At 65.0% G+C, this 25,724-nt stretch carries 20 protein-coding genes; 9 read left to right on the top strand and 11 right to left on the bottom strand.

The annotated features are described in order from the left end of the window. Position 1: 1 nt before the first annotated feature. The 6 genes from BXE_RS13545 to rpsB all read right to left on the bottom strand — a co-directional run bounded on the left by BXE_RS13545 (position 2) and on the right by rpsB (position 5,099). Positions 2-823, bottom strand: a complete 822-nt coding sequence (locus BXE_RS13545) for a phosphatidate cytidylyltransferase (protein WP_011488863.1) — start codon at positions 821-823, stop codon at positions 2-4. Continuing rightward, complete coding sequence (uppS, locus tag BXE_RS13550; protein WP_011488864.1) at positions 817-1,599, bottom strand: polyprenyl diphosphate synthase; 783 nt, start codon at positions 1,597-1,599, stop codon at positions 817-819. The genes BXE_RS13545 and uppS overlap by 7 nt, the downstream gene beginning before the upstream one ends. Positions 1,600-1,663: 64 nt before the next feature. Continuing rightward, positions 1,664-2,224: a ribosome recycling factor gene (frr, locus tag BXE_RS13555; protein WP_007181435.1), complete on the bottom strand. Its 561-nt coding sequence runs from the start codon at positions 2,222-2,224 to the stop codon at positions 1,664-1,666. 100 nt (positions 2,225-2,324) lie between these two features. Further along, positions 2,325-3,038: a UMP kinase gene (pyrH, locus tag BXE_RS13560; RefSeq protein WP_011488865.1), complete on the bottom strand. Its 714-nt coding sequence runs from the start codon at positions 3,036-3,038 to the stop codon at positions 2,325-2,327. A 220-nt stretch (positions 3,039-3,258) separates the two neighbouring features. Then, positions 3,259-4,140, bottom strand: coding sequence for a translation elongation factor Ts (tsf, locus tag BXE_RS13565; RefSeq protein ID WP_011488866.1), 882 nt, complete (start codon positions 4,138-4,140; stop codon positions 3,259-3,261). A 206-nt stretch (positions 4,141-4,346) separates the two neighbouring features. Next, the gene (gene rpsB / locus BXE_RS13570; RefSeq protein WP_007181432.1) at positions 4,347-5,099 is read right to left on the bottom strand and encodes a 30S ribosomal protein S2; all 753 of its coding nucleotides are present in this window, start codon (positions 5,097-5,099) and stop codon (positions 4,347-4,349) included. A 561-nt stretch (positions 5,100-5,660) separates the two neighbouring features. Here rpsB and map point away from each other — a divergent pair. The 3 genes from map to BXE_RS44275 are packed head-to-tail and all read left to right on the top strand — an operon-like array spanning position 5,661 to position 11,037. Continuing rightward, positions 5,661-6,470: a type I methionyl aminopeptidase gene (gene map, locus BXE_RS13575; protein WP_011488868.1), complete on the top strand. Its 810-nt coding sequence runs from the start codon at positions 5,661-5,663 to the stop codon at positions 6,468-6,470. A gap of 31 nt (positions 6,471-6,501) precedes the next feature. After that, complete coding sequence (locus BXE_RS13580; RefSeq protein WP_011488869.1) at positions 6,502-9,081, top strand: [protein-PII] uridylyltransferase; 2,580 nt, start codon at positions 6,502-6,504, stop codon at positions 9,079-9,081. 6 nt (positions 9,082-9,087) lie between these two features. After that, on the top strand, positions 9,088-11,037 hold the full coding sequence (locus tag BXE_RS44275; RefSeq protein WP_011488870.1) for a pseudouridine synthase: 1,950 nt from the start codon (positions 9,088-9,090) through the stop codon (positions 11,035-11,037). Positions 11,038-11,614: 577 nt separating this feature from the next. Here the strand turns inward: BXE_RS44275 and def are convergent. The 5 genes from def to BXE_RS13610 all read right to left on the bottom strand — a co-directional run bounded on the left by def (position 11,615) and on the right by BXE_RS13610 (position 20,493). After that, entirely contained in the window at positions 11,615-12,148 is a 534-nt protein-coding gene (gene def / locus BXE_RS13590; protein WP_007181426.1) for a peptide deformylase, read from the bottom strand. Next, positions 12,145-14,211, bottom strand: coding sequence for an NAD-dependent DNA ligase LigA (gene ligA, locus BXE_RS13595; RefSeq protein WP_011488871.1), 2,067 nt, complete (start codon positions 14,209-14,211; stop codon positions 12,145-12,147). Before ligA ends, def begins: the two co-directional genes overlap by 4 nt. A gap of 188 nt (positions 14,212-14,399) precedes the next feature. After that, on the bottom strand, positions 14,400-15,692 hold the full coding sequence (locus tag BXE_RS13600) for a cell division protein ZipA C-terminal FtsZ-binding domain-containing protein (RefSeq protein WP_011488872.1): 1,293 nt from the start codon (positions 15,690-15,692) through the stop codon (positions 14,400-14,402). Between the two features lie 138 nt (positions 15,693-15,830). Continuing rightward, entirely contained in the window at positions 15,831-19,349 is a 3,519-nt protein-coding gene (gene smc, locus BXE_RS13605; RefSeq protein WP_038458710.1) for a chromosome segregation protein SMC, read from the bottom strand. Between the two features lie 148 nt (positions 19,350-19,497). Then, positions 19,498-20,493 carry a DMT family transporter gene (locus BXE_RS13610; protein ID WP_011488874.1) on the bottom strand — a complete coding sequence of 332 codons (996 nt, stop codon included), beginning with the start codon at positions 20,491-20,493 and terminating at the stop codon, positions 19,498-19,500. Positions 20,494-20,629: 136 nt separating this feature from the next. Between BXE_RS13610 and BXE_RS13615 the strand changes: the two genes are divergently transcribed. From BXE_RS13615 to prmB, 6 genes are all read left to right on the top strand, one after another. Continuing rightward, positions 20,630-20,956, top strand: coding sequence for a hypothetical protein (locus BXE_RS13615; protein ID WP_011488875.1), 327 nt, complete (start codon positions 20,630-20,632; stop codon positions 20,954-20,956). Beyond that, positions 20,953-22,170 carry a succinyldiaminopimelate transaminase gene (gene dapC / locus BXE_RS13620; protein WP_011488876.1) on the top strand — a complete coding sequence of 406 codons (1,218 nt, stop codon included), beginning with the start codon at positions 20,953-20,955 and terminating at the stop codon, positions 22,168-22,170. Before BXE_RS13615 ends, dapC begins: the two co-directional genes overlap by 4 nt. 69 nt (positions 22,171-22,239) lie before the next feature. Further along, positions 22,240-23,067, top strand: a complete 828-nt coding sequence (gene dapD / locus BXE_RS13625; RefSeq protein WP_011488877.1) for a 2,3,4,5-tetrahydropyridine-2,6-dicarboxylate N-succinyltransferase — start codon at positions 22,240-22,242, stop codon at positions 23,065-23,067. Further along, positions 23,067-23,432 carry an ArsC family reductase gene (locus BXE_RS13630; RefSeq protein ID WP_011488878.1) on the top strand — a complete coding sequence of 122 codons (366 nt, stop codon included), beginning with the start codon at positions 23,067-23,069 and terminating at the stop codon, positions 23,430-23,432. Before dapD ends, BXE_RS13630 begins: the two co-directional genes overlap by 1 nt. A gap of 250 nt (positions 23,433-23,682) precedes the next feature. Continuing rightward, on the top strand, positions 23,683-24,822 hold the full coding sequence (gene dapE / locus BXE_RS13635; RefSeq protein ID WP_038458706.1) for a succinyl-diaminopimelate desuccinylase: 1,140 nt from the start codon (positions 23,683-23,685) through the stop codon (positions 24,820-24,822). A 16-nt stretch (positions 24,823-24,838) separates the two neighbouring features. Further along, the gene (gene prmB / locus BXE_RS13640; protein WP_011488880.1) at positions 24,839-25,723 is read left to right on the top strand and encodes a 50S ribosomal protein L3 N(5)-glutamine methyltransferase; all 885 of its coding nucleotides are present in this window, start codon (positions 24,839-24,841) and stop codon (positions 25,721-25,723) included. The last annotated feature ends 1 nt before the right edge of the window (position 25,724 follow it).

Consider the following 25,724-nt stretch of genomic DNA (forward strand, 5'->3'; position numbering starts at 1 on the left):
TCTAGCCGAGCAGCAGCATGGCAAGCGGCAGCACCGGCAACAATGCGTCGATGCGGTCGAGCACGCCACCGTGCCCCGGCAACAGGCCGCTTGAATCTTTCACCCCGGCCTGGCGTTTCATCATGGATTCGAACAGGTCGCCCACCACGCTGAACACGACCAGCAGGGTCAGGGCGAGCAATGTGCGCACGGCGCCCCAATGCGCCAGCAACGCAGAATACAGGGTCGGCTCGAACGCATGCAAAAAGACCGCCGCCGCCGCGACGATCATCACCGCCAACCAGCCGCCGATTGCGCCTTCCCAAGTCTTACCCGGACTGATGGCAGGCGCCAGCTTGTGTTTTCCGAACGCTTTTCCGGAGAAGTATGCGCCGATATCGGCCAGCCATACCAACAGCAGCAACGACAGCACGAACGGCACGCCCTGCATGCGCGCGGCGACGAGAGCATGCCAGCACGCGACGAATATCACAATGCCGGCAAGAAACAGAAAGGGGCGCCAGGCGCCCTGCGACAACGTGGGCTTGCGCAGCAGCACGAACGGACCGGCGACCACCCAGAAAATCGCGGCCGCCTGAAAGAGCGGCCTCGCCTGCTCGATGCCGGCGCCGAGGCGCGTGCTGGCGACCAGCGCCACCGCCGCCACCAGCGCGTAAATGACCGGGCCCGCACCGCCCAGTTTGAGCAGACGCGCCCATTCCCATGCGGCGAACACGACGACGAAGGCGATCAGCGCGCCGAACGCGCCCACCGGCGCGAACAACGTGACCGGCAGGAATACCGCCAGCAGGATGATCGCCGTGATGACACGGGTTTTTAGCATGGAAGCGAATCGACGTTTTGCGATTGCGGCTCGAGTTGAGCACTGGTGCGGCCGAAGCGGCGTTCGCGCTCCGCGTACGAAGCGATGGCGTGGCCGAGCGCGTCGGCGTCGAAATCCGGCCAGAATGTGTCTGTGAAGTAGAACTCGGTGTAGGCAAGCTGCCACAGCAGGAAGTTGCTGACCCGGCGCTCGCCGCCGGTGCGGATGAACAGGTCCGGCTCCGGCGCATAAGCCATTGAGAGGTGCTCGGCGAACGATTCCTCGGTCACTTCGACCGCCTTGCCCGCCAGCGCCGACTGCTCGGCGAGCTTGCGGGTGGCCTGCATGATGTCCCAGCGGCCGCCGTAGTTCGCGGCGATCGTGAGCGTCAGACGGGTATTGCGCGCGGTCTTGGTCTCCGCGCGCCTGATCAGGTCGCGGATGCGTGTGTCGAAGCGCGACAGATCGCCCACCACGCGCAAACGGATGCCGTTCGCGTGCAATTTGCCGATCTCGCGCTCCAGCGCGGTCACGAACAGGCGCATCAGGAACGACACTTCGTCGTTGGGACGGCGCCAGTTTTCCGAGCTGAAAGCGAACAGCGTCAGATATTCGACACCCTGACGGGCGCACGCCTCGACGGCCGCACGCACCGCGTCGACGCCGCGCGTATGGCCCGCCACGCGCGGCAGGCGCCGCTGGGTGGCCCAACGGCCGTTGCCGTCCATGATGATCGCGATATGTCGCGGCACCGCGGCGACATCAGGCACGCGCACGGTTGAGCTGGTATAGGTCATGGCCGTCGGGACAGTGACTGCAAATAAAGAAGTGAAAATCGTGACAGTGTTGAGGCGAGCGGCCTCAGACCGTCATGATCTCGGCTTCTTTCGTCACGACGAGTTTGTCGATTTCGGCGACGAACCTGTCCGTCAGCTTCTGAACGTCGTCACCCGCACGGCGCTCGTCGTCTTCCGAAATTTCCTTGTCTTTCACGAGCTTCTTCAGTTGCTCGTTGGCGTCGCGGCGCAGGTTGCGCACCGCCACCTTGGCCGTTTCCGCTTCGCTCTTGACCACTTTGGTCAGTTCGCGGCGGCGTTCTTCGGTCAGCGCGGGCATCGGTACGCGGATCACGTCGCCTTGCGTGGCCGGGTTCAGGCCGAGGTCCGACTCGCGGATCGCCTTTTCGACAACCGGAACCATCTTCTTTTCCCACGGCTGCACGCCGATCGTGCGGGCGTCGATCAGCGTCAGGTTCGCCACTTGCGAAATCGGCACCGGCGAACCGTAGTAGTCGCACTGGATGTGATCCAGCAGGCCCGTGTGCGCACGGCCCGTGCGGATCTTCGACAGGTCGTTCTTGAACGCGTCGATGGAGCGCTGCATCTTTTGTTCAGCGCCCTTTCTGATATCAGCCACAGACATTTTTAAACCTCCGAACCTTCAAAACGGTGCGAGCCGGCCGGCGCGCGCAAGATGCGGCGACCCGGGCTCGCGTCAAAGCCCACGTTATGTGAACGAGAGTTTACACGTGGACGAGCGTGCCTTCGTCCTCACCTTGTACGATGCGCTTGAGCGCGCCCGGCTTGACGATCGAAAACACGCGGATCGGCAGCTTCTGGTCGCGGCACAGCGCGAACGCCGTGGCGTCCATGACCTGCAGATTGCGGCCGATTGCCTCGTCGAAGCTGATCGTGGTGTAGCGGGTCGCGCTCGGGTCTTTCTTCGGGTCGGCGGAATAGACGCCGTCCACCTTGGTGGCTTTCAGCACGACTTCCGCGCCGATTTCCGAGCCGCGCAGCGCGGCGGCCGTGTCGGTCGTGAAGAACGGGTTGCCGGTGCCGGCCGCGAAAATCACGACTTTGCCTTCTTCGAGCTGGCGAATCGCGCGGGGCCGGATGTACGGCTCGACCACCTGGTCCATGCGCAGCGCCGATTGCACGCGCGCCTCGATGCCGGCGTGGCGCATGGCGTCCTGTAGCGCCAGGGCGTTCATCATGGTGGCCAGCATGCCCATGTAGTCGGCCGTGGCGCGATCCATACCCGCCGCGCCGCCCGCGACGCCGCGAAAAATATTGCCGCCGCCGATCACCACGGCCAGCTGCGTTCCGAGACGGACCACTTCGGCCACGTCCGCCACCATTCGTTCGATGGTCGCGCGATTGATGCCAAAGGCATCGTCGCCCATCAGAGCTTCACCGGAGAGTTTGAGCAGGACGCGTTTATAGGCAGTGGGCATAGGGGTATCCAGATCGCGCAGAACAGGGCAACAACAAGGGACTAATGTAGGGGTGAAATGCTGATTCGGGCAAGCGTCGCCAAATTGACGAACCCCAGGTTCGCCAGCGGCGGCTGCGCGGCGGGGGTCAACCCGCGTGCAGCCTTGCGGCGCTGCCGACCGCGGCAAAGTCTTGCTCCGCCGCGGGTCCAACGGTACAACAGTGATGCTTGGGTGAGGCTTATTGTTGCTTTGCAGCAGCGACTTGAGCGGCCACTTCAGCTGCGAAGTCGTCCTGCTTTTTCTCGATGCCTTCGCCGACCACGAACAGCGCGAACTTCTGGACGCTCGCGTTGCCGGCCTTCAGCATCTGTTCGATTGTCTGCTTGTCGTTCTTAACGAACGTCTGATTCAGCAGCGAAACTTCCTTCAGGTACTTCTGCACGCTGCCGTCGACCATCTTCGCGACGATTTCAGCCGGCTTGCCCGATTCCGCGGCCTTCTGCTCGGCAATGCTACGTTCCTTGGCGATCAGTTCCGCCGGCACGTCTTCCGACGACAGCGAAACCGGCTTCATTGCGGCGATGTGCATTGCCACGTCTTTACCAACCTGCTCGTCGGCGCCCGTGTACTCGACCAGCACGCCGATACGCGTGCCGTGCAGGTAGGCTGCCAGCTTGTTGGCTGTGTCGAAACGCACGAAACGGCGGATCGACAGGTTTTCGCCGATCTTGCCGACCAGCGCGAGGCGCACTGCGTCGACCGTCGAGCCGTCCAGCGGCAGTGCCGACAGCGCGGCGACGTCAGCCGGGTTTTGCGTAGCGACCAACTCCGCGACCTTCTTCGAGAAAGCCAGGAAGTCGTCGTTCTTCGAAACGAAGTCGGTTTCGCAGTTCAGCTCGACCAGCGAACCCGCGTTGCCGCCGATGAACGATGCGACCACGCCTTCAGCCGTCACGCGCGACGCTGCCTTGCTGGCCTTGTTGCCCAGCTTCACGCGCAGCAGCTCTTCAGCGCGCGCCATGTCGCCGTCGGCTTCCGTCAGCGCTTTCTTGCATTCCATCATCGGCGCGTCGGTCTTTGCGCGCAGTTCTGCAACCATGCTTGCGGTAATTGCCGCCATCATTTGCTCCTTGAGTTCCGTCTGTCACACGCCGCCCGCATTTCGATGCCGGCGGCAAGAATTCGTTTCAGCGTTGCGCGTACTTTTTTACGGACAACGCTCGGGGCACCGCTCGAGAGACTGCCGGCCGCGCCCCACTACAATGTCGCGGCTTAAAAAAAGGGGGCCTGTAGAAAGCCCCCTTTTTTGCCGGACACGGGGCAGCTTTACGCTTCCGCGTTGACCTCGACGAACTCGTCGCCGTCGCCGCCACGTGCAGCCTGCACCACTTCGTTGACCGCGTTCGCACGGCCTTCGACGATCGCGTCAGCCACGCCAGCCGTGTACAGAGCGACAGCCTTGGAGGCGTCGTCGTTACCCGGGATCACGTAGTCGATGCCTTCCGGCGAGTGGTTCGTATCGACCACGGCGATGACCGGAATGCCGAGCTTGTTCGCTTCGGTCACGGCAATCTTGTGGTAGCCGACGTCGACCACGAAGATCGCGTCCGGAATGCCGCCCATGTCCTTCACGCCGCCGATCGACTTTTGCAGCTTGGCCATTTCGCGTTCGAACAGGAGCGCTTCCTTCTTGCTCATACGCTCGGTTTCGCCTGCTTCCAGCGCGGCTTCCATGTCCTTCAGGCGCTTGATCGAAACCTTCAGCGTCTTGAAGTTGGTCAGCATGCCGCCGAGCCAGCGTGCGTTGACGTACGGCATGCCGGCGCGTTGCGCTTCTTCAGCGATCGTGTCGCGCGATTGACGCTTCGTGCCCACGAACAGGATGGTGCCGCGATTCGCTGCCAGTTGACGCGCGTACTTCAGCGCGTCGTTGTACATCGGCAGCGTCTTTTCGAGGTTGATGATGTGGATCTTGTTGCGATGACCGAAAATGAACGGGGCCATCTTCGGGTTCCAGAAGCGCGTTTGGTGACCGAAGTGGACACCGGCTTCCAGCATTTGACGCATGGTAACTGCCATGAAAATCTCCGCGAGGGTTGGGTCTTAAGCCGGCTGCCGTATCGGCCGCGCCGCCATTTCATCTATCTGGCTGAACGCGGCGGACACCCTGGATGCGCCGGCTTGCGAGTCTGCTGCCTTGTGACACTTTCCTTCGTGACACTTTCCTGCCCCATGGCGCAGGCAACCAGCGCCATGAGAAGCCATTCCCGCCGCTTTTTTGCTTCTTTTTTACTCCTATGAAGCCCATATGAAGCAATAAGCGAGACGGAGATCGACTTAGCCAAAGATTATAGCACGCGACTATTGCACGACTCAACCTGCCCGGTAGCCCCCGATCGCCGCCAGCGGGTTGCACCTTCATGCCCGCCATCTGCTCGAACCGATCGCCCGCCGCGGCTGACGCAGACAAGGCGCAGCGCCAGCGCGGGCACACGCCCGATGGCCCGCGACGCCTGCGTCAGTTGCCCGGAACACGCCCGTATAAAGGCCCACGACAGCCGCATCCGCTGGCGCAAAAGCCTGCGGCGGCAGGAATATGGTGCGATAATCGTGCAATAAATCGCATTTCAGGCCCGACTCATGGCTATTACGCTCAAAAACGAACACGATATCGCGCAGATGCGCGTCGCCTGCAAACTTGCTAGCGAAGTGCTCGACTACATCACGCCGTTCGTCACGGCCGGCATCACGACCGGCGAACTGGACCGCCTGTGCCACGAATACATGCTGAAGGAACAGGGCACGGTTCCGGCGCCGCTGAACTATCAGCCGCCCGGCTATCCGCCCTATCCGAAAGCCACCTGCATTTCCGTCAATGACGTGATCTGCCACGGCATTCCGGGCGATAAGACGCTGAAAAACGGCGACGCGCTGAACATCGACGTCACCGTCATCAAGGAAGGCTATTTCGGCGACACCAGCCGCATGTTCATCGTCGGCGAAGGCTCGATCATGGCCAGGCGTCTGGTGCAGACCACGTTCGAATGCATGTGGCTCGGCATTGACCAGGTGCGCCCGGGCGCGCATCTCGGCGATATCGGCTATGCCATCCAGAAACATGCGGAAGGCCAGGGCTACAGCGTGGTGCGCGAATACTGCGGCCACGGCATCGGCACGGTGTTCCACGAAGACCCGCAGATCCTGCACTACGGCCGTCCCGGCACCGGGCTCGAATTGCAGACCGGCATGATCTTCACGATCGAGCCGATGATCAACGCCGGCCGCCGCGACATCCGCACCATGCCGGACCAGTGGACCGTCAAGACCAAAGACCGCAGCCTGTCGGCGCAATGGGAGCATACCGTGCTCGTCACGGAGACCGGCTATGACGTGCTGACCGTTTCCGCCGGCACGCCCGCGCGTCCGCCAATCGTCGCGGCCACCGCCTGACCGACCTCCGAACCCATCGCCCCGCCTGCCAATGAGTAGTGTTCCAGCCCTCGCCCAATCCCCTGCCAGGTCGCTCAAGGCGGAGTACAAAGTGGCCAAAGCCCAATTGCTGGAACGCTTCAGGACGGCCACCAACGTCGACGCGTTGATGGCCTCGCTGGCGCGCGCCACGGACGACTCCCTGCGCGCCGCCTGGAACACCTGCGAACTGCCGGCAGAACTGGCCCTGCTCGCGGTGGGCGGCTACGGGCGCGGCGAGCTGGCGCCGCATTCGGACATCGACATTCTGGTCCTGCTGCCCGACACGCCGATGGAGCATCTGGAAGCCCGCATCGAGCGCTTTATCAGCCTCGCCTGGGATCTGGGGCTGGAGCTCGGCAGCAGCGTGCGCAGCGTATCGCAATGCCTCGAAGAAGCCGCCAACGACGTCACGGTGCGCACCTCGCTCCTCGAAGCAAGGCGCATTACCGGCAGCGCCGCGCTGTTCGACGACTTCGCGAGGCGTTACCGCGAAGCGCTCGACCCGAAGGCTTTTTTCCAGGCCAAAGTGCTGGAAATGCGCCAGCGCCACGCCAAATTCCAGGATACGCCCTACTCGCTCGAGCCCAACATCAAGGAAAGCCCGGGCGGCCTGCGCGATCTGCAGCTGATTCTATGGATCACCCAGGCGGCCGGCTTCGGCAGCAGCTGGCGCGAGCTCGAAGCGCGCGGCCTGATCACGGAGCGCGAAGCACGCGAATTGCGCCGCAACGAAGGTTTCCTGAAAGCGCTGCGCGCGCGGCTGCATGTGATCGCCGGGCGCCGTCAGGACATCATGGTGTTCGACCTGCAAACGCCGGTGGCCGAGAGCTTCGGCTACAAGCCGACCGCCACCAAACGCGCGAGCGAGCAGCTCATGCGGCGCTATTACTGGTCCGCCAAGGCTGTCACGCAGCTCGCCACGATCCTGATCCAGAACATCGAGGCGCAGCTCTTTCCGAGCACGAGCGGCATCACGCGTGTGCTGTCGGACCGCTTCGTCGAGAAGCAGGGCATGCTGGAAATCGCCAGCGACGACGTGTTCCAGCGCGAGCCGAACGCGATCCTCGAGGCCTTCCTGCTGTATGAACAGACGCCCGGCGTGAAAGGTCTGTCGGCGCGCACGCTGCGCGCGATCTACAACGCGCGCGACATCATGGATCAACATTGGCGGCGGGACCCGGAAAACCGGCGCCTTTTCATGGACATCCTGAAGCAGCCGGCCGGCATCACTCACGCGCTGCGCCTGATGAACCAGACCAGCGTGCTGGGGCGCTATCTGCTGAACTTCCGGCGCATTGTCGGACAGATGCAGCACGATCTGTATCACGTCTACACGGTCGACCAGCACATTCTGATGGTGCTGCGCAATCTGCGGCGCTTCGCCGTGGCCGAGCACGCGCACGAATATCCGTTCTGCAGCCAGTTGATCGCGAACTTCGACCGGCCGTGGGTGCTGTACGTGGCGGCGCTGTTTCACGACATCGCCAAGGGCCGCGGCGGCGACCACTCCACGCTCGGCATGGCCGACGCGCGGCGCTTCTGCCGCAATCACGGTATCCTGGGTGAAGACGGAGAACTGGTGGTGTGGCTGGTCCAGCAGCATCTGACGATGAGCCAGGTCGCGCAGAAGCAGGATACGAGCGACCCGGAAGTCATCAAGCGGTTCGCCGAACTGGTCGGCACCGAGCGCCGCCTCACGGCGCTCTACCTGCTGACCGTGGCCGACATTCGCGGCACCAGCCCGAAAGTCTGGAACACATGGAAAGGCAAGCTGCTCGAAGACCTGTACCGCGCCACGCTCGCCGTACTCGGCGGCGCGCGGCCGGACGCGCATTCTGAGCTGAAGTCCCGCCAGGAAGAAGCGCTGGCGCTCCTGCGTCTCGAAACCGTGCCGGAAGGCGCGCAAAAGGCGCTGTGGGACAAGCTCGACATCGGCTATTTCCTGCGTCACGACGCGGCGGATATCGCGTGGCAAACGCGCGTGCTGTACCGCCACGTCGAAACGCCCACGCCGATCGTGCGGGCCCGCCCTTCGCCGATCGGCGAGGCGCTCCAGGTGCTGGTCTATGTGAAGGATCAGCCCGATCTGTTCGCCGGCATTTGCGCTTATTTCGACCGCAATGGCCTGTCGGTGCTCGATGCGCGGGTCAGCACAACCCGTCACGGGTACGCGCTAGACAATTTCCTCGTCGCGCATACCGAAGAAGACGTGCATTATCGCGATATTGCCAATCTGGTCGAACAGGAGCTGACCGCCCGCCTCACCGGTGACGGCACCCTGCTTCCGGGACCGTCAAAAGGCCGTCTGTCGCGGCTGTCGCGGACCTTCCCTGTTACGCCGCGCGTCGATCTCCGGGCCGACGAGCGCGGCCAATACTACATCCTGTCCGTGTCGGCGAACGACCGGCCGGGCCTTCTTTATTCGATCGCGCGTGTGCTGGCCGAGCATCGGGTCGGCGTCGCTTCGGCGCGGATCAATACGCTTGGCGAACGCGTCGAAGACGTGTTTCTGCTGGATGGACACGGTCTGTCGGACAGCCGTCTGCAAATTCAGGTCGAGACCGAACTGCTGCGCGCGATTGCAGTGTGAGATTTCATGCGAGTCAAATTAACAGCCAAGCACCCGCGGCCGGCTTCGTCCGAACGCGCCCCTGTCCGTACCGGAAGCACCTCGGCGCGTAAGCCGACGCGGCCGGCGGGACCGAAACCGTCTGTAGCGACGGATTCCGGCGACGCGCGGGGCAAGCGGGCCGGTGCCGCTCCGGCGGGCGGCAAGCGGCCGACCGGCGGTAAGCCGGCGGGTGCAGGCGCGCGCGCGCCGCGCGCTGAAGGGTCGTTCTCACGCGAGCGTGATGCGGGTGGTGCGGGCGCAGCGCGCCGGGCGCCGTCGGACCGGGCGCCGCGGCGTGAGGACGGCGGCGGCGCGCCGCGGCGTTTCGAAGGCGCAAGTGGTCGCGGTCCGCGTCGAGACGATGGTGAGCGTGCACCGCGCAGGTTCGAGGGTGGCGGTGAGCGTAGCGAACGCGCGCCTCGTCGCGTCGAAGGCGGCGCCGAGCGCAGTGAACGCGCACCTCGTCGTTTCGAAGGCAGCGCCGAGCGCAGCGAACGCGCACCTCGTCGCGTCGAAGGCAGTGTCGAGCGCAGCGAACGCGCACCACGCCGTTTCGAAGGCAGCGCCGAGCGCAGCGAACGCGCACCGCGCCGGTTCGAAGGCAGTGCCGAGCGCAGCGAACGCGCACCACGCCGTTTCGAAGGCAGCGCCGAGCGCAGTGAACGCGCACCACGCCGCGTCGAAGGCAGCGCAGGCCGACCGCCGGAAGGCAGAGCTCGCGGCGAGCGTCCAGTACGCAGCGCGGCGAGCGGAAGCACCGATCGGCCGCGCTCTGGCGGTGACCGGGCTCCGCGCGGCGATACCACGCCGCGCCGTTTTGAGAACGACCGCGGTTCGCCGGAGCACCGTGAGCGCAGCTTCGCCAAACCCGTCAAAGGCGCGTATACCGACCGCTCGGACCGTCCGGCACGCGCCCCGCGGGACGATCGCGGCGAACGCGCGCCGGCCAAACGCGAGTTCGGCGATCGCGCTCCCCGCAGCGGCGAGCGCGCGGAACGTGGCGAACGGCCGGCACGCGGTTTCGACAGATCGCTGCCGACTGCCCCGCGCCGCTTCGGAGACGACCGGCCCGCACGCGCCGACAAGCCTCGCGGCACATCGCCCGCCGCCCATACAAAACGCGACGCCGCTGCCGGCGATGCGCCGCGCACACCGCGTCGCGATTACGAAGACGCACCCGGCACCCTGCGCCTGTCCAAGCTGATGTCCGAACTCGGCTTGTGCTCGCGCCGCGAAGCCGACGAATGGATCGAGAAAGGCTGGGTGCTGGTGGACGGCGAGCGCATCGACACGCTCGGCACCAAGGTTCGTCCGGACCAGCGTATCGAGATCGACCCTGCCGCCGAAGCCGCACAGGCGAGCCAGGTGACCGTGCTGATCCACAAGACGGTGGGCTTCGTCTCCGGTCAGGCGGAAGACGGTTACCAGCCGGCCATCACGCTGGTCACGCCGGAAAACCGCTGGGAAGGCGATCGCTCGAACATCCGCTTCTCCGTTGCGCATTTGCGCCAGCTTGCGCCGGCCGGGCGGCTGGACATCGATTCGACGGGCCTGCTGGTGCTGACGCAGGACGGCCGTATCGCGAAGCGGCTGGTCGGCGGCCATTCGGAGATCGACAAGGAGTATCTCGTGCGCGTGGCATTCGGCGAGCACACGACCGACGTCGAAAGCCACTTCCCGCCGGAAAGCCTCGCGCTGCTGCGGCATGGCCTCTCGCTCGACGACGTGCCGCTCAAGCCGGCACAGGTCAGCTGGCAGAACGGCGAGCAATTGCGTTTTGTGCTGCGCGAAGGCAAGAAGCGTCAGATTCGCCGCATGTGCGAACTGGTCGGCCTCGAAGTGATCGGCCTGAAGCGCGTGCGGATGGGCCATGTGATGCTGGGCGCGCTGCCGCCGGGCCAATGGCGCTACCTCGCAGCCGACGAATCGTTCTGACGCTGTGCGCCGGATACCGACGGCGCGATAAGCATCCGCGCCGGCCTTGACAAGTCAGCCGCACAAAAAACAGCCCCACGTTTTCGAAGAAAAACGTGGGGCTGTTGCCAATGAAGCGGCCTTTCAGGCACCCAGCCATTCATCAGCCTGAATGACGCCGGGCGCGAGCCTCAAGTGCCTGCCCGGCCGGCAACGCGCACTTCAGAACACGTAGCCGCCTGCCACCGCAGGCTGGACACTCCCTTGTGCCGGGGCTGCGCGGTCGCGCATTGCCGGCTGCCGGTCGGCATAATCGCGAGCCTGTTGCAGCATTCTCGCGTCCGATCCGGATCGTCGCGGGCGCGGCGCGCGTCTTGCCGACGCTCAGTACAAGCAGGCTGTCCGCGCGGATTGAAACCGGCGGCTGTCAGCGTCAGCATCGGACCGTTGATGGTGCTCGCGCGGGGAAAATCGAGGGGGATGTCAGGGAGACAGCACCACCCCGGGAAGGTGGTGGCCTTGGCGGCTGGAACGACTTCGGCAACGGCGGCAAAACACGCGTTCGCCCGCCGCCCTATCGCAGGCCGAACGCGAGACGTCAGTCGTCGCTATTCGGATCCATATCCGGAAACAGCACTTCCGTGAAGCCGAACTTCGCGAAGTCGTTGATCCGCATTGGATACAACTTGCCGATCAGGTGATCGCATTCATGCTGCACGACGCGCGCATGAAAACCTTCCGCGACGCGATCGATCGGTTTGCCGTATTGGTCGAAACCGTGATACTTGATCATCGAAAACCGGCTCACCGCGCCGCGCAGGCCCGGCACCGACAGGCAACCCTCCCAGCCCTCTTCCATGTCCTGCGAGACCGGCGTGATGGTCGGGTTGATCAGCACGGTTTCGGGCACCGGCGGCGCGTCCGGATAGCGTTCGTTGTGGCCGAAGCCGAAGATCACCACCTGCAGATTGACGCCGATCTGCGGCGCGGCGAGGCCCGCGCCGTTGGCGTCGTGCATGGTCTCGAACATGTCCTTCACGAGTTCATGCAGTTCGGGCGTGTCGAAGTGATCGACCGGATCGGCAATGCGCAACAGGCGCGGATCGCCCATCTTGAGAATTTCGCGGATCATAACTGCCCCTCCAGGAGCTTACGCATACCATCTTCGTCGAGTACGGGAATGCCGAGTTCCTCGGCCTTGGCCAACTTGCTGCCCGCTTCGGCCCCCGCCACCACATAATCCGTTTTCTTCGACACGGATCCAGCCACTTTCGCGCCCGCTGCTTCCAGCATTTCCTTCGCTTCTTCGCGGGCGAGGCTCGGCAAGGTGCCGGTCAACACCACCGTCTTGCCGGCCAAGACGCCTTGCGGCGCTTTGGGCGCGGGCGGCCCCTCCGGCCACGTGACCCGGCCCGGCGCGCGCAGTTGTTCGATCACCGTGCGGTTGTGCTCTTCGGCGAAGAACTGATGAATCGACTCGGCCACTACCGGCCCGACGTCGTTGACTTCCAGCAAGGCTTCGACCGACGCGTCCATGATCGGATCCAGCGAGCCGAAATGTTTGGCCAGGTCTTTCGCCGTCGACTCGCCCACATGGCGAATCCCGAGCGCGTAGATAAAACGCGCCAACGTGGTGTGCTTGGCCTTTTCGAGCGAATCGAGCAGGTTCTGCGCGGACTTCTCGGCAAAGCGGTCGAGTTCGGCGAGCGTCGCGAAGCCGAGGTTGAACAGATCGGCCGGTGTGCGCACCAGATTCTGCTCGACCAGTTGATCGATGATCTTTTCGCCAAGGCCGTCGATATCCAGCGCGCGCCGCTGCGCGAAATGCCACAACGCCTGCTTGCGCTGCGCGGGACAGAACAGGCCGCCGGTACAGCGCGCAATCGCCTCGTCCGGCAGCCGCTCGATGTTCGAGCCGCATACCGGGCAATGCGTGGGCATCACGAATTCGCGGGCGTCGTCGGGGCGCCGGTCGAGCAGCGCGCTCACCACTTCGGGAATCACGTCGCCGGCACGCCGCACGATCACCGTGTCGCCGATGCGGATATCCTTGCGGCGCACCTCGTCTTCGTTGTGCAGCGTGGCATTCGTGACCGTCGCGCCGCCCACGAACACCGGTTCCAGCCGCGCCACCGGCGTGACCGCACCGGTGCGGCCGACCTGCACGTCGATCGCGACCAGCCGGGTGAGCGCTTCCTGCGCGGGGAATTTGTGCGCCAGCGCAAAACGCGGCGCGCGCGACACGAAGCCGAGCGCCTCCTGCTCATCGCGCCGGTTGACCTTGTAGACCACCCCGTCGATGTCGTACGGCAGCTTCTCGCGCTTTTCACCAACGGCGTGGAAAAAGCCCAGCAAACCCTCCGCGCCGTGCACCACCGCCCGTTCGCCGTTCACCGGCAAGCCGAGCTCCTTGTACCAGTCGAGCAGTTCACTGTGCGTGGCCGGCATGTCCATGCCTTCGAGCACGCCGATTCCATAAGAGAAAAACGACAGCGGCCGCTGCGCGGTGATCTTCGAATCGAGCTGCCGCAAGCTGCCCGCCGCCGCATTGCGCGGATTGGCGAACTCCTTTTGTTCCGCGGCCCGCTGGCGTTCGTTCAGACGTTCGAAATCGCGCTTGAACATCAGCACTTCGCCACGCACGTCGAGCACGTGCGGCACGCGTTTGCCCTTGAGCCTGAGCGGAATGGAGCGGATGGTGCGGACGTTTTCGGTGACGTTCTCGCCGGTCGTGCCGTCGCCGCGCGTGGACGCCTGGACGAATACGCCGTCGACATAACGCAGCGAAATGGCGAGGCCGTCGAACTTCAGCTCGGCCGCGTATTCGACCGGCACCGGCGGCTCGCTCGCATTCTTGCCGAGCGCGTCGCCAACGCGCTTGTCGAACGCGACGATGTCCTCGTCCGCGAAACCGTTGTTCAGCGACAGCATGGGCTGCTCGTGCACAACCGGCTCGAAACCGCTCGCCGCCTCGCCGCCCACGCGCTGGGTGGGCGAATCCGGCACGATCAGGTCGGGATGTTCCGTCTCGATGCTCTCGAGTTCCTTGAACAGCCGGTCGTATTCCGCGTCGGGCAGGTCCGGCTGGTCGAGCACGTAGTACGCGTAATTGGCGCGTTCGAGTTCCGCGCGCAGCCACGCGGCACGCTCTGCCGGGGCGCTGGTTGCGGGAGGTGAGACGGGGGTTCGGGCCATGCTGTCGGACGGTTCTTCAGTGAAATTCAGACATTGGATTATCGCAGGAAGCGTGCCCCTTTACATCGGCCGAATGGCCAGTTTCGGCGCGCGGCGCGTCCACGCGAACGGCGCGTGCGAACGCGGCGCCTGAAACGACAGCGGCCGCACATCGTGCGGCCGCTGCGGACACCGGTAAAACGTAGAAATTACTGGCTGAACAACCGGCGCGTGGCCGGCGAACCCGCCGGGATGCCCGCCTGTTCGAGCTTCGCGTAGAGGGTCATGAGCTGCTTTTCGATTGCGAGCAACGCGGTTTCAGGCAACGGACGCCGGCCGTCGTCGACCACCCGCCCGCCAATGCGCTCCGCCAGCGATTTCGCGTAGTCGCACATCAGGCGGAACGGCAGGATGTCTTCGTCGGCCACCGGCACGTCGAGCACCAGCGTGATCATCTGGCCGCCCTTGTAGGTCAGGTCGTCGCGCAGGAAATTAGTATCGCCGAATTGCAGCATGAACACCGGGCTTTGCCGCGCGTCGAGCTTGACGAAACGCGTACCGTCGCGCGACAGCAGTAGGCCGTCCTGCGAGGCGATTGCCTGCACGTAGTTGGCGGACCACGGCGCGCCATCGGAGAGCACGTTGATCGACAACTGCGCGTCGCACTGCGCGGCGAAGCCGTCGAGTTCGCGCGCCATCGCGACCGTTTCCAGCATGTCCGGGAATTCCGGCGAGGCATCCAGCGCGTCGGCAAATTGCTGCACGCCGGTCACGAACTCGGAAAACTCCAGTTCGTTGAGCGCGCCGCTGCGGTTCGCCAATTGCGCGGCCGCGCGCAACTCTTCATAACGCGCGCCGTTTTGCAGCAGTTCCCACGCGCCGCCTTCGAGTTTGCCCTCGATATGCACCGGCTTGCTGCCCGCGCGGCGCAGGCGCTGCGCAAGCGGAATCACCTTGTCGCCGGCAACCGGGCCGTTCAGGCGGATCGGCACGATACAGTCGATGCGCCGATCGACGATAGCCGGCGGCGCCGATGAAATCGTCGTGGCGGCGGGCAGAATCGGTTCGACCGGCTCGTCGTCCTGGCGGGCGGCCGGCGCGGTCTTGCCGGCCTCCGCATGATCGCCGCCTTCGGCTTGAGCCACGCCCTCGGCTTCCGGGTAGCCATTCGGCGTGGTCGTTTCGGCCTGGATATCGGCCGGCGTATCGAGCGGCGCGGCCGTCGCGGCGGGGCTGCCGAACGTCGGCTCGACGCGCGCCGACGCGGTCTGCTCCGCCGCTTCGGTGCCCACCACCGGTTCGCGGCGCATGGTGGGCCGAGCCGGCTCGATGAACGGGCTCTGTTCCTCCTGATCGTCCCGCGTGAAGTTTTCCGCGGCGTCGGCCGGCATTGGCCGCGGCATCTTGCGGCGCACCTTCGCGCCCTGCCACGCGTTGTACACGACCACGCCCCCGACCACCACGGCACCCGCGCCGATCAAACCGAGTGTCAACTCGTCCATGCATGCTCCATCAGCAATTCTTTTATCTGCGCGGCCTAGCGCCCGCTCCACGTGTCGCGCGGCCACCGGCCGCTGCGCTGAACGCGGACACCCGCGATTCCCGACTCAAGCGCAATTCAAGCGCAATTCAAGCGAAACTCAAACGATATTCTGGGCGAAACCCGCGGCCGTTTCCATGTCGACGGCCACGATGCGCGACACGCCCTGCTCCTGCATGGTCACGCCGATCAATTGCTGCGCCATTTCCATCGCGATCTTGTTGTGCGAGATGAACAGGAACTGGGTTTTGTCCGACATCGCCCGCACGAGGTTCGCGAAACGTTCCGTGTTGGCGTCGTCGAGCGGCGCGTCCACTTCGTCGAGCAGACAGAACGGCGCGGGGTTCAGCTGGAACATCGCGAACACCAGCGCGGTGGCGGTCAGCGCTTTTTCGCCGCCCGAGAGCAGGTGAATCGTCGAATTCTTCTTGCCCGGCGGCTGCGCCATCACCTGCACGCCGGCGTCGAGAATTTCGTCGCCGGTCATGATCAGCTTCGCCTGGCCGCCGCCGAACAGACGCGGGAACAGTTCGCCGAAATGCTGGTTCACCTGATCGAAGGTGCCTTGCAGCAGCGTGCGCGTTTCCGCGTCGATCTTGCGGATGGCGTCTTCGAGCGTTTCGATCGCGCTGTTCAGATCGGTGGACTGCGCGTCGAGGAACGACTTGCGCTCGGTCGCCGCCTTCAGTTCGTCGAGCGCGGCCATGTTGACCGGGCCGAGCGCGGTGATGGCGTTGTTGATGCGCGTGACTTCGCCCTGCAAATACGACGGCTTCATGTCCGGCGTGAGCTTGGCCTGCAACTGCGCCTCATCGACGCCGGCCGCGGCAAGTTGCTCGATGAACTGCTCGCCGTTCAGGCGCGCCGCCTGTTCCTTCAACTGCAGTTCATTGATGCGGTCGCGCAGCGGCTGCAACGCGCGCTCGGCCGTCAGACGCGTTTCGTCGGCGGCACGCAGCTTGGCGGTGAGATCGTCCAGTTCGAGGCGCGCGGCGTGCAGCGCTTCTTCCTTGACGGCGCGAATATCGAGCGCGTCCTGCAAGCCGGTGTGCGCGGTCTGCTCGTTGATGGTTTCCAGCTCGGCGCGCGCGTCTTCCAGCGACGCCGCGACACGCTCGCTCTGCTCGTGCGCGACCTGAATGCTGCGCTTCAGTTCGTCGATGCGGTTCGCCATGTTGCGCGCGGCAAAGCGCGCGTCGGTAGCGGCACGGTCCAGATCGCGCGCCTGGCCGCGCGCGGCGGTGAGTTCTTCGTCGAGCGCTTCGAACGCCAGTTGATGATCTTCGAAACGCGCCTGCAGTTCGGCGAGCTCACCGTCATGACGCTCGAAGTTCGCTTCCGACTCCGCGCGCATGGCGCGCTGCTCTTCGATCTGCGCGGTGATCTCTGCAAGTTCCTCGCGAATCTGCGTGCTGCGCTGGGTGTAACGCTCGTGCGCCTGGGTGAGTTTGAGCACGTCCATTTGCAACGCGTGCACGCGCTGCGTGGCGCGCTCCGCCTGCTGGCGCACGTCGGTCAATGCCTGCGCGGCCTGCGTGTGTGCGGCTTCGGCGCGGATCGCGGCGGCTTTCGCTTCGTCCGCGAGCAACGCCTGGGCGCGAACCTGACGCGCGAGATTTTCGATTTCCTGCTGACGGGCCAGCATGCCGGCCTGCTCGGAGTCGGCGGCATACAGCTGGACGCCGACGCGCGTCACCACATGCCCCGCCTTGACGACGAACGAGCCGCCTTCCGGCAATTGCGAGCGCATGGCGAGCGCCTGCTGCAGATCGTCGGCGACGAACGAAAGGCCGAGCCAGTCGTTCAGCACCGCGCGGATGCCCGCGTCGTCGATCCGCACCAGCGACAGCAGCGGCCGCAGCGCAGGCGGCGTGGCGGCAGGCTGACCGGCGACAGGCGGCGCGTAAAAAGCGAGCTTGGCGGGCGGCGCGTCGGTGGCGAAGGCCTTGACCCAGTCGAGGTTCGACACTTCGAGCGCGGCGAGCCGCTCGCGCAGCACGGCTTCGAGCGCGGCTTCCCAACCGGCTTCGACATGCAGTTTCTTCCACAGACGCGGCAGGCCGTTCAGCTCGTGCTTTTCGAGCCACGGCTGGATCTTGCCTTCGGTCTGGACGTTTTCCTGCAACTGCTTGAGCGCGGCAAGGCGCGCGTCGAGCTGATGAATCTGCGAGCTTTCCGCCTGCACGCGCTCCTGCGCTGCGCGGCGCTCGCCGTCGAGGCGCGGCAGCGTTTCCTGCGCGTCGGCCAGACGCGTTTGCGCGTCGTGCAGGATTTCCTCGTGCTCGGCAAGCTGCATGCGCAGGTCTTCGAGCTGCGCTTCGTCGGGTGCGTCGAGACCGCCCGCTTCCGACTTCAACCGCTCGTGACGCGCCTGCAGTTGCTGCAATTGCTGATCGGCATTGCGCTGATGCGCGGCTTCGAGCTTGAGCGCCTGTTCGGTCTGAGCGATCCCGCCACGCTCGGCGTTCAGTTCGGTTTGCGCGTCGCGCCAGCGAGCTTCGAGCGCGGGCATCGCGTCGTGTTTGGCAGCGGCTTCGTCTTCGACCAGTGTGGCTTTTTCTTCGGCCACCGCCAGTTGTTCTTCGGCGTCCGCGAGATCGTCTTGCGCTTTTTGCGCCTGCGACTGCCATTGCTCACGCTGCGCGTTCAGCGCGGCGATCTGCGCCTGCACCCGATTGCGCGATTCGACGATGAACTTGATCTCGGCTTCGAGCCGGCTGACTTCCGAATTCGCCTCGTAGAGCGCGCCTTGCGCGCCCTGCATTGCGTCGCTCGCGGAATAATGCGCGACGCGCAGCGTTTCGAGTTGCGCTTCGACTTCGCGCAGCTTCGCGGTGTGCGCTTCGAGGTCGATCTGGGCCTGTTCGATCGCGCGCTGCTGGCGTTCCTGCTCGCCACCGGCTTCGTTCTTGCGCAATAGCCACAAGAGCCGCTGCTTCTCTTCGCCGTCGGCCTGCAGTTCCTTGTAACGCGTGGCGACCACGGCCTGCGCTTCCAGCTTCTCGAGGTTCGCGCCCAGTTCACGGACGATGTCCTCGACCCGTGTCAGATTTTCGCGCGTGTCGTGCAGACGGTTTTCGGTTTCGCGGCGGCGTTCCTTGTACTTCGACACACCCGCGGCTTCTTCGAGGAACACGCGCAGCTCTTCCGGCTTCGCCTCGATCAGGCGCGCGATCATGCCCTGCCCGATGATCGCGTATGCGCGCGGCCCGAGACCGGTGCCGAGGAAGATGTCCTGAATGTCGCGGCGACGCGCCGGCAAATTGTTGATGTAGTAGCTCGAGGTGCCGTCGCGCGTGAGCACGCGCTTGACGGCGATTTCGGCATACTGGCCCCACTGGCCCGCGGCCCGGCCGTCGGCGTTGTCGAACACCAGTTCGACGCTGGCGCGGCTGCCGGGCTTGCGCGCGGTCGAGCCATTGAAGATCACGTCCTGCATCGACTCGCCGCGCAGTTCGGAGGCGCGCGATTCGCCGAGCACCCAGCGCACGGCGTCGATGATGTTGGACTTGCCGCACCCGTTCGGTCCGACCACGCCGACTAGCTGGCCCGGAACCTGGAAATGCGTGGGATCGACGAATGACTTGAAGCCAGCGAGTTTGATCGAGGTCAGACGCACGGCGATTTCGCTGTTTGAAAAGGGAAAAAATGGGTGGCTCGTGAAGGCCGCGCCAGCCGTTCGCCGATAGAGCGACACGGCCCGCGAACCCTCGGGCCTCGGGTGCCGGCTTCATGCGGTGAAGCATGCGTCGGCCAATGAGGGGCAATCATACCATCGCGCGTGGGCGGTTCTTGCCGTCCTTGCGCTCGCCGGGGTCGGCACCGCGATCGCCGGCGGGGCTCGCGTCCTGAATGGCCGGATCGGGCGGCATCGCCCTGGTCCGATGCACCCAACTGGAGAGCGCCGAGGCCAGCACGATGCACACGCCGCCCGCCCATTCGCGCGGCCCGGGCGTCTCGCCGGCGAAGAGCCACGCCGACAACGCCGTGACCACGATCTCGAACAGCATGATGATCGACGCGCGGTTGGCCGGCACGCGCGCGAGTTCGTACTGCACCAGCATATTGTTCGACGCCAGCAGGAAACCGAGGCCGAGCACCAGCCACGCGGCCGTGCCGAGATGCGCGCCGGTGGGCGGCGCGGGCATCGCCTCGAATAGCGAAGCACAGGCGCTGAAAATCGCCGCGCCGCCGAAGATCGTCGCGGTGCGCATTTCCGGCCTCATGTCAGGCAGCACGCGGCTCGTCTTGAGGATCAGCACGTTGCTCATGGCAAAGCCCATGCCGCCCGCGAGGCCCGCCCATTCGGCGAGATTGCCGGGCACCGGAATGCCCAGTTGCGGCGACCACAGCATGGTCATCGCACCGACGAGCGACAGCGCGGCGAGACCCGCGCCCGCCCAGGTGAGCCGTTCATGCAGGATGAAGTGCGCGAAGAGCGCGGTCCACGCCGGGGTGAGATAGAACAGCAGCAGCACGCGCATCACCTGGCCGTGAATCGAGCCCCACACGAAGCCGAGGTTGGTAATGCCCGCCGCCAGCGCGAGCGCCGGCAGCAGCCAGTGCCAGCGCACGGTCCTGAGGGTTCGATAGCGCACCAGCAGCACGAACAGGCAGCCGGCGCCGCTCGTCAGCGCACTGGCCGCCGTGCCGGTCACGCCGAGCGCCGCCAGCATACGCAATGGATACCAGATCATGCCCCACACGGACGCGCCGAGCATGATCGCGAGCGTCGGCCAACTGTTGCGAAGCCAGCTGGTCATGGTGCGAGGCTCCTTGCGGAGTCGTTCGAGTCGTTCGAGTCGTTCGAGATGTTCGAGTCGTTCGAGATGTTCAGACCGGGGACCGCGGCGCTCCTGCGCCTGTTCTGTCCAGTTGTCTGCGGGACCGCTACGTACATTGCTGCTCCTGCTTCTTTCTTGCGCGAACCGTCGGCGGTTCGCGCCGTTCCCGCTGCAGCGCATTGCCTGCGCCGCCTGGCGGGTTGCGCCGTTGCTCGACGACGCGATGTCCTTCACCTGCTCAACCGTTCAATGGCCCTTCACGGCCCGGCCGCGGATCGCCCGCGACCGCTGCGGCACGATACGTCCGCCACGCTATAATCATCCGCTCGCCGTTGCTACCGTCCGTCTCGCGCGCTTTGCGCGTTTTATCGCCGGCGCGCGTGCCCTGCTTTCCCTTCGTCCATCAGCGCTCATCTTCGATCAGGCTCGATCCGCCCAGTGAACCCGCTACTCGACTCCCTTCAGCCCTACCCGTTCGAAAAGCTGCGCGCGCTTTTCAAGGACGTCACGCCGAACGCCGGCCTCGCGCACATCAGCTTCGGCATCGGCGAGCCGAAACACCCTACGCCCGCGCTGATCCGCGACGCCGTGGTGGCCTCGCTCGGCGGCTTGTCCGCGTATCCGGCCACGAGCGGATCGCCCGCCTTGCGCGAGTCGATCGCGAAGTGGGTCACACAGCGCTACAACCTGCCGCCGGTCGATCCGGCCACCCAGGTGTTGCCGGTATCGGGTTCGCGCGAGGCGCTGTTCTCCCTCGCCCAAACCGTGCTCGACCCGCAAAAGAATGCCGGCGGCGAGCCTGCGATCGTACTCTGTCCGAACCCGTTCTACCAAATCTACGAAGGCGCGGCGATTCTGGCCGGCGCGCAGCCGTATTTCGTGAATAGCGACCCGGCGCGCAACTTCGCCTGCGACTATTCGGCGGTGCCGGCCGAGATCTGGGCGCGCACGCAACTGCTCTACGTTTGTTCGCCCGGCAATCCGACCGGCGCGGTGCTCACGCTCGACGACTGGCGCGAGCTGTTCGCGCTGTCGGACCGCTACGGCTTCGTGATCGCCTCGGACGAGTGCTACTCCGAAATTTACTTCGACGAAGCCAAGCCGCCGCTCGGCGGCCTGGAAGCGGCCCATAAGCTCGGCCGCGGTTTCGAGCGGCTCGTCATGCTGTCGAGCCTGTCCAAGCGCTCGAACGTGCCTGGCATGCGCTCGGGCTTCGTCGCGGGCGACGCGGCGATTCTCAAAGACTTCCTGCTCTACCGGACCTACCACGGCGCGGCCTTGTCGACGGTGTTCCAGAACGCCAGCATCGCGGCCTGGAACGACGAGGCACACGTGCGCGAGAACCGCGCGAAGTACCTGCAGAAGTTTTCCACCGTCACGCCGATGCTCGCCGAGGTGCTCGACGTGCGCCTGCCGGACGCGGCGTTCTACCTGTGGGCAGACGTCTCGCGCACGGGTCTCACGGATACCGTGTTCGCCCAGCGCCTCTACGCCGACTATAATGTGACGGTTCTGCCGGGCTCGTTCCTCGCGCGCACTGCGCACGGCGTGAACCCCGGCCGCAATTTCGTGCGCATGGCGCTCGTTGCCGACGTCGACGAATGCACGCAGGGCGCGCAGCGGATCGTCGATTTTTGCCGTGCGCTGGCGGGTTAGGATTCGTCAACGGCCGCTGCGCACCGCATCCCTTCTTCAGACTTCAACTCTCTTCGATAAAGCACGCATATGTCGCAACAACTTCAGCAGATCATTGACACCGCCTGGGAAAACCGCGCCGAGCTGTCGCCGAAGGCCGCTCCGGCCGACGTGCGCGAAGCCGTCGCCCACGCCATCGAGCAACTGGACAAGGGCCTGCTGCGCGTCGCCGAGAAGAAAGACGGCGACTGGGTCGTCAATCAATGGCTGAAGAAAGCCGTACTGCTGTCGTTCCGCCTGGAAGACAACGCGCCGATGCCGGCCGGCGGCTACTCCCAGTTTTACGACAAGGTGCCGTCGAAGTTCGCCAGCTACACCGCTGAAGACTTCGCGGCCGGCGGCTTTCGCGTGGTGCCGCCCGCCATCGCGCGCCGCGGCTCGTTCATCGCGAAGAACGTCGTGCTGATGCCGTCGTACACCAACATCGGCGCGTACGTGGACGAAGGCACGATGGTCGATACGTGGGCCACCGTCGGTTCCTGCGCGCAGATCGGCAAGAACGTTCACCTGTCGGGCGGCGTGGGCATCGGCGGCGTGCTGGAGCCGCTGCAGGCAAACCCGGTGATCATTGAAGACAACTGCTTCATCGGCGCGCGCTCGGAAGTGGTGGAAGGCGTGATCGTCGAGGAAAACTCGGTGATCTCGATGGGCGTGTACCTCGGCCAGAGCACGAAGATTTACGACCGCGAAACCGGCGAAGTCACGTATGGCCGCATTCCTGCGGGCTCGGTGGTGGTGGCGGGCAACCTGCCGTCCAAAGACGGCACGCACAGCCTGTACTGCGCCGTGATCGTCAAGAAGGTGGACGCCAGGACGCGTGCGAAGGTCGGCCTGAACGAGCTGCTGCGAGGCGACTGATGGCACGCGGCACCAAAACCGTCGTCTACGGCATTCCGAACTGCGATACCGTGAAAAAAGCCCGCGTGTGGCTGGAAGAGCACGGCGTCGAGTTCGAGTTCCACGACTTCAAGAAACACGGCGTGACCGAGCCGCTCGTGCAGGACTGGCTGAAGGACGTGAAGCTCGACGCGCTGCTGAACCGTCGCGGCACCACGTGGCGCGGCCTGTCCGACGACATGAAGGCCGCTGCGGATACGCAGCCGGGCGCGATCGCGTTGATGATCCACAAGCCGTCGGTAATCAAGCGGCCGGTGCTGGTGGTCAACGGGCGCGTCAAGTCGCTCGGCTTTTCCGCGGACGAGTACGCAGCGCTGTTCGCATGAGAGCGGTATTGTTTTTCTGAGCGCAGGGCTGTTTGCCTGGGTCAAAGCGCGACTCGCCTGGTTTGGCGTGCAGTGCTGGATGCCTGGGCTCGCGGTCAGTTCGGCGCGAGTCTCAGGGCATGCGTCGAACGTATCGCGCCATGTAGTAAAAAACGCGGCCCCGGCCGCGTGACTCAAAAAGCTGTTGCCGGCTGCGGTGTTCAACCGCCAGCCGGCATTTTTTCATTTCAAAGTGGCTTGTATCGAATCCATGTCCGGCACCCTCGCCCTTACCGAACAACTGATCGCGCGCGCGTCCGTCACGCCCGACGACCAGCATTGCCAGCGCCTCCTGATCGAACGCCTGGCCGCGCTCGGCTTCGAGCACGAGACGATCGAATCGAACGGCGTCACCAATCTGTGGGCCGTCAAACGCGGCGTCGACGGCACCGCGGGCAAGCTGCTCGCGTTCGCCGGCCATACCGACGTGGTGCCGACCGGCCCGCTCGAACAATGGCACTCGGCGCCGTTCGAGCCGACCCATCGCGACGGCAAGCTGTACGGCCGCGGCGCGGCGGACATGAAAGCGTCGATCGCGGGCTTCGTGGTGGCGAGCGAGGAGTTCGTCGCCGCGCACCCGGCGCACCGCGGCTCGATCGCCTTCCTGATCACGAGCGACGAAGAAGGCCCCGCCACCGACGGCACCATCAAGGTCGTCGAGGCCTTGCAGGCGCGCGGCGAGCGCATGGACTACTGCATCGTCGGCGAACCGACGTCGAGTGCGCGGCTCGGCGACATGGTGAAGAACGGCCGGCGCGGCTCGATGTCGGGCAAGCTGATCGTCAAGGGCGTGCAAGGCCATATCGCCTATCCGCATCTGGCGAAAAATCCGGTGCATCTGCTCGCGCCCGCGCTCGCCGAGCTGGTCGCCGAGCGCTGGGACGACGGCAACGAATATTTCCCGCCCACCACGTGGCAGGTGTCGAACATTCACAGCGGCACCGGGGCGACCAACGTGATTGCCGGCCATGCGGACGTGATGTTCAACTTCCGCTTCTCGACGGCGAGCACGGTGGAAGGGTTGCAGGCCCGCGTCCACGCGATCCTCGACAAACACAAGCTCGACTACGATCTGCAATGGACCGTGAGCGGCCTGCCGTTCCTCACGCCGCGCGGCGATCTGTCGAACGCGCTCGCCGCGGCGATCAGGGACGAAACCGGCGTCACCACCGAACTGTCGACCACCGGCGGCACCTCGGACGGCCGCTTCATTGCGCGCATCTGCCCGCAGGTGATCGAATTCGGCCCGCTGAACGCCAGCATCCACAAGACCGACGAACATATCGAAGTCGCACACATCGAGCCGCTGAAGAACGTGTATCGCCGCGTGCTCGAACAACTGATTGCGTGACCCAAGGACTATTGCGATGACGCTCCCGTTTTCCACCGTTCGCGACCTGCTGCGTTTCGCGGTTTCGCGCTTCAACCAGGCCAATCTGTCTTTCGGCCACGGTTCGGCCAATGCTTACGACGAAGCCGCCTATCTGATCCTGCACACGCTGCATCTGCCGCTCGATCTGCTGGAGCCGTTTCTCGACGCGCGTTTGAGCGCCGCCGAAATCGACGCCGTGCTGAACGTGATCGAGCGCCGCGCCACCGAGCGCGTGCCGGCCGCTTACATCACGCAGGAAGCGTGGATGCACGGTTTCCATTTCTATGTGGACGAACGGGTGATCGTGCCGCGCTCGTTCATCGGCGAATTGCTGCAGGACGGTTTGCAGCCCTACGTGGAAGATCCCGAGCAGGTGAGCGCGGTGCTGGAGTTGTGCACCGGCTCCGGCTGCCTCGCGATTCTCGCGGCCCACGCGTTTCCGAACGCGGACATCGACGCGGTGGATCTGTCCGCGCCCGCACTGGAAGTCGCCACGCGCAACGTCACGGACTACAAGCTCGACGACCGCATCGCGCTGTTCGAGGGCGACCTGTACGCGCCGCTCGCCGAGCGCCGCTACGACGTGATCATCAGCAATCCGCCGTACGTGAACGCGGCGTCCATGCAGGAGCTGCCCGCCGAATACCGGCACGAGCCGGACATGGCGCTGGCGGGCGGCGCCGACGGCATGGACATCGTGCGCCGCATCATCGCTGACGCGCGCAACTGGCTCACCGACGACGGCGTGCTGGTCGTTGAAATCGGCAATGAGCGGCAGCACGTGGAAGCAGCGTTTGGCGGCCTCGATCTGGTCTGGCTGTCGACCAGCGCCGGCGACGACAACGTGTTCCTGATCCAGGCTGCCGATCTGCCGGTCTGAA

The sequence above is a fragment of the Paraburkholderia xenovorans LB400 genome, from assembly GCF_000013645.1.
Classification (GTDB): Bacteria; Pseudomonadota; Gammaproteobacteria; order Burkholderiales; family Burkholderiaceae; genus Paraburkholderia; species Paraburkholderia xenovorans.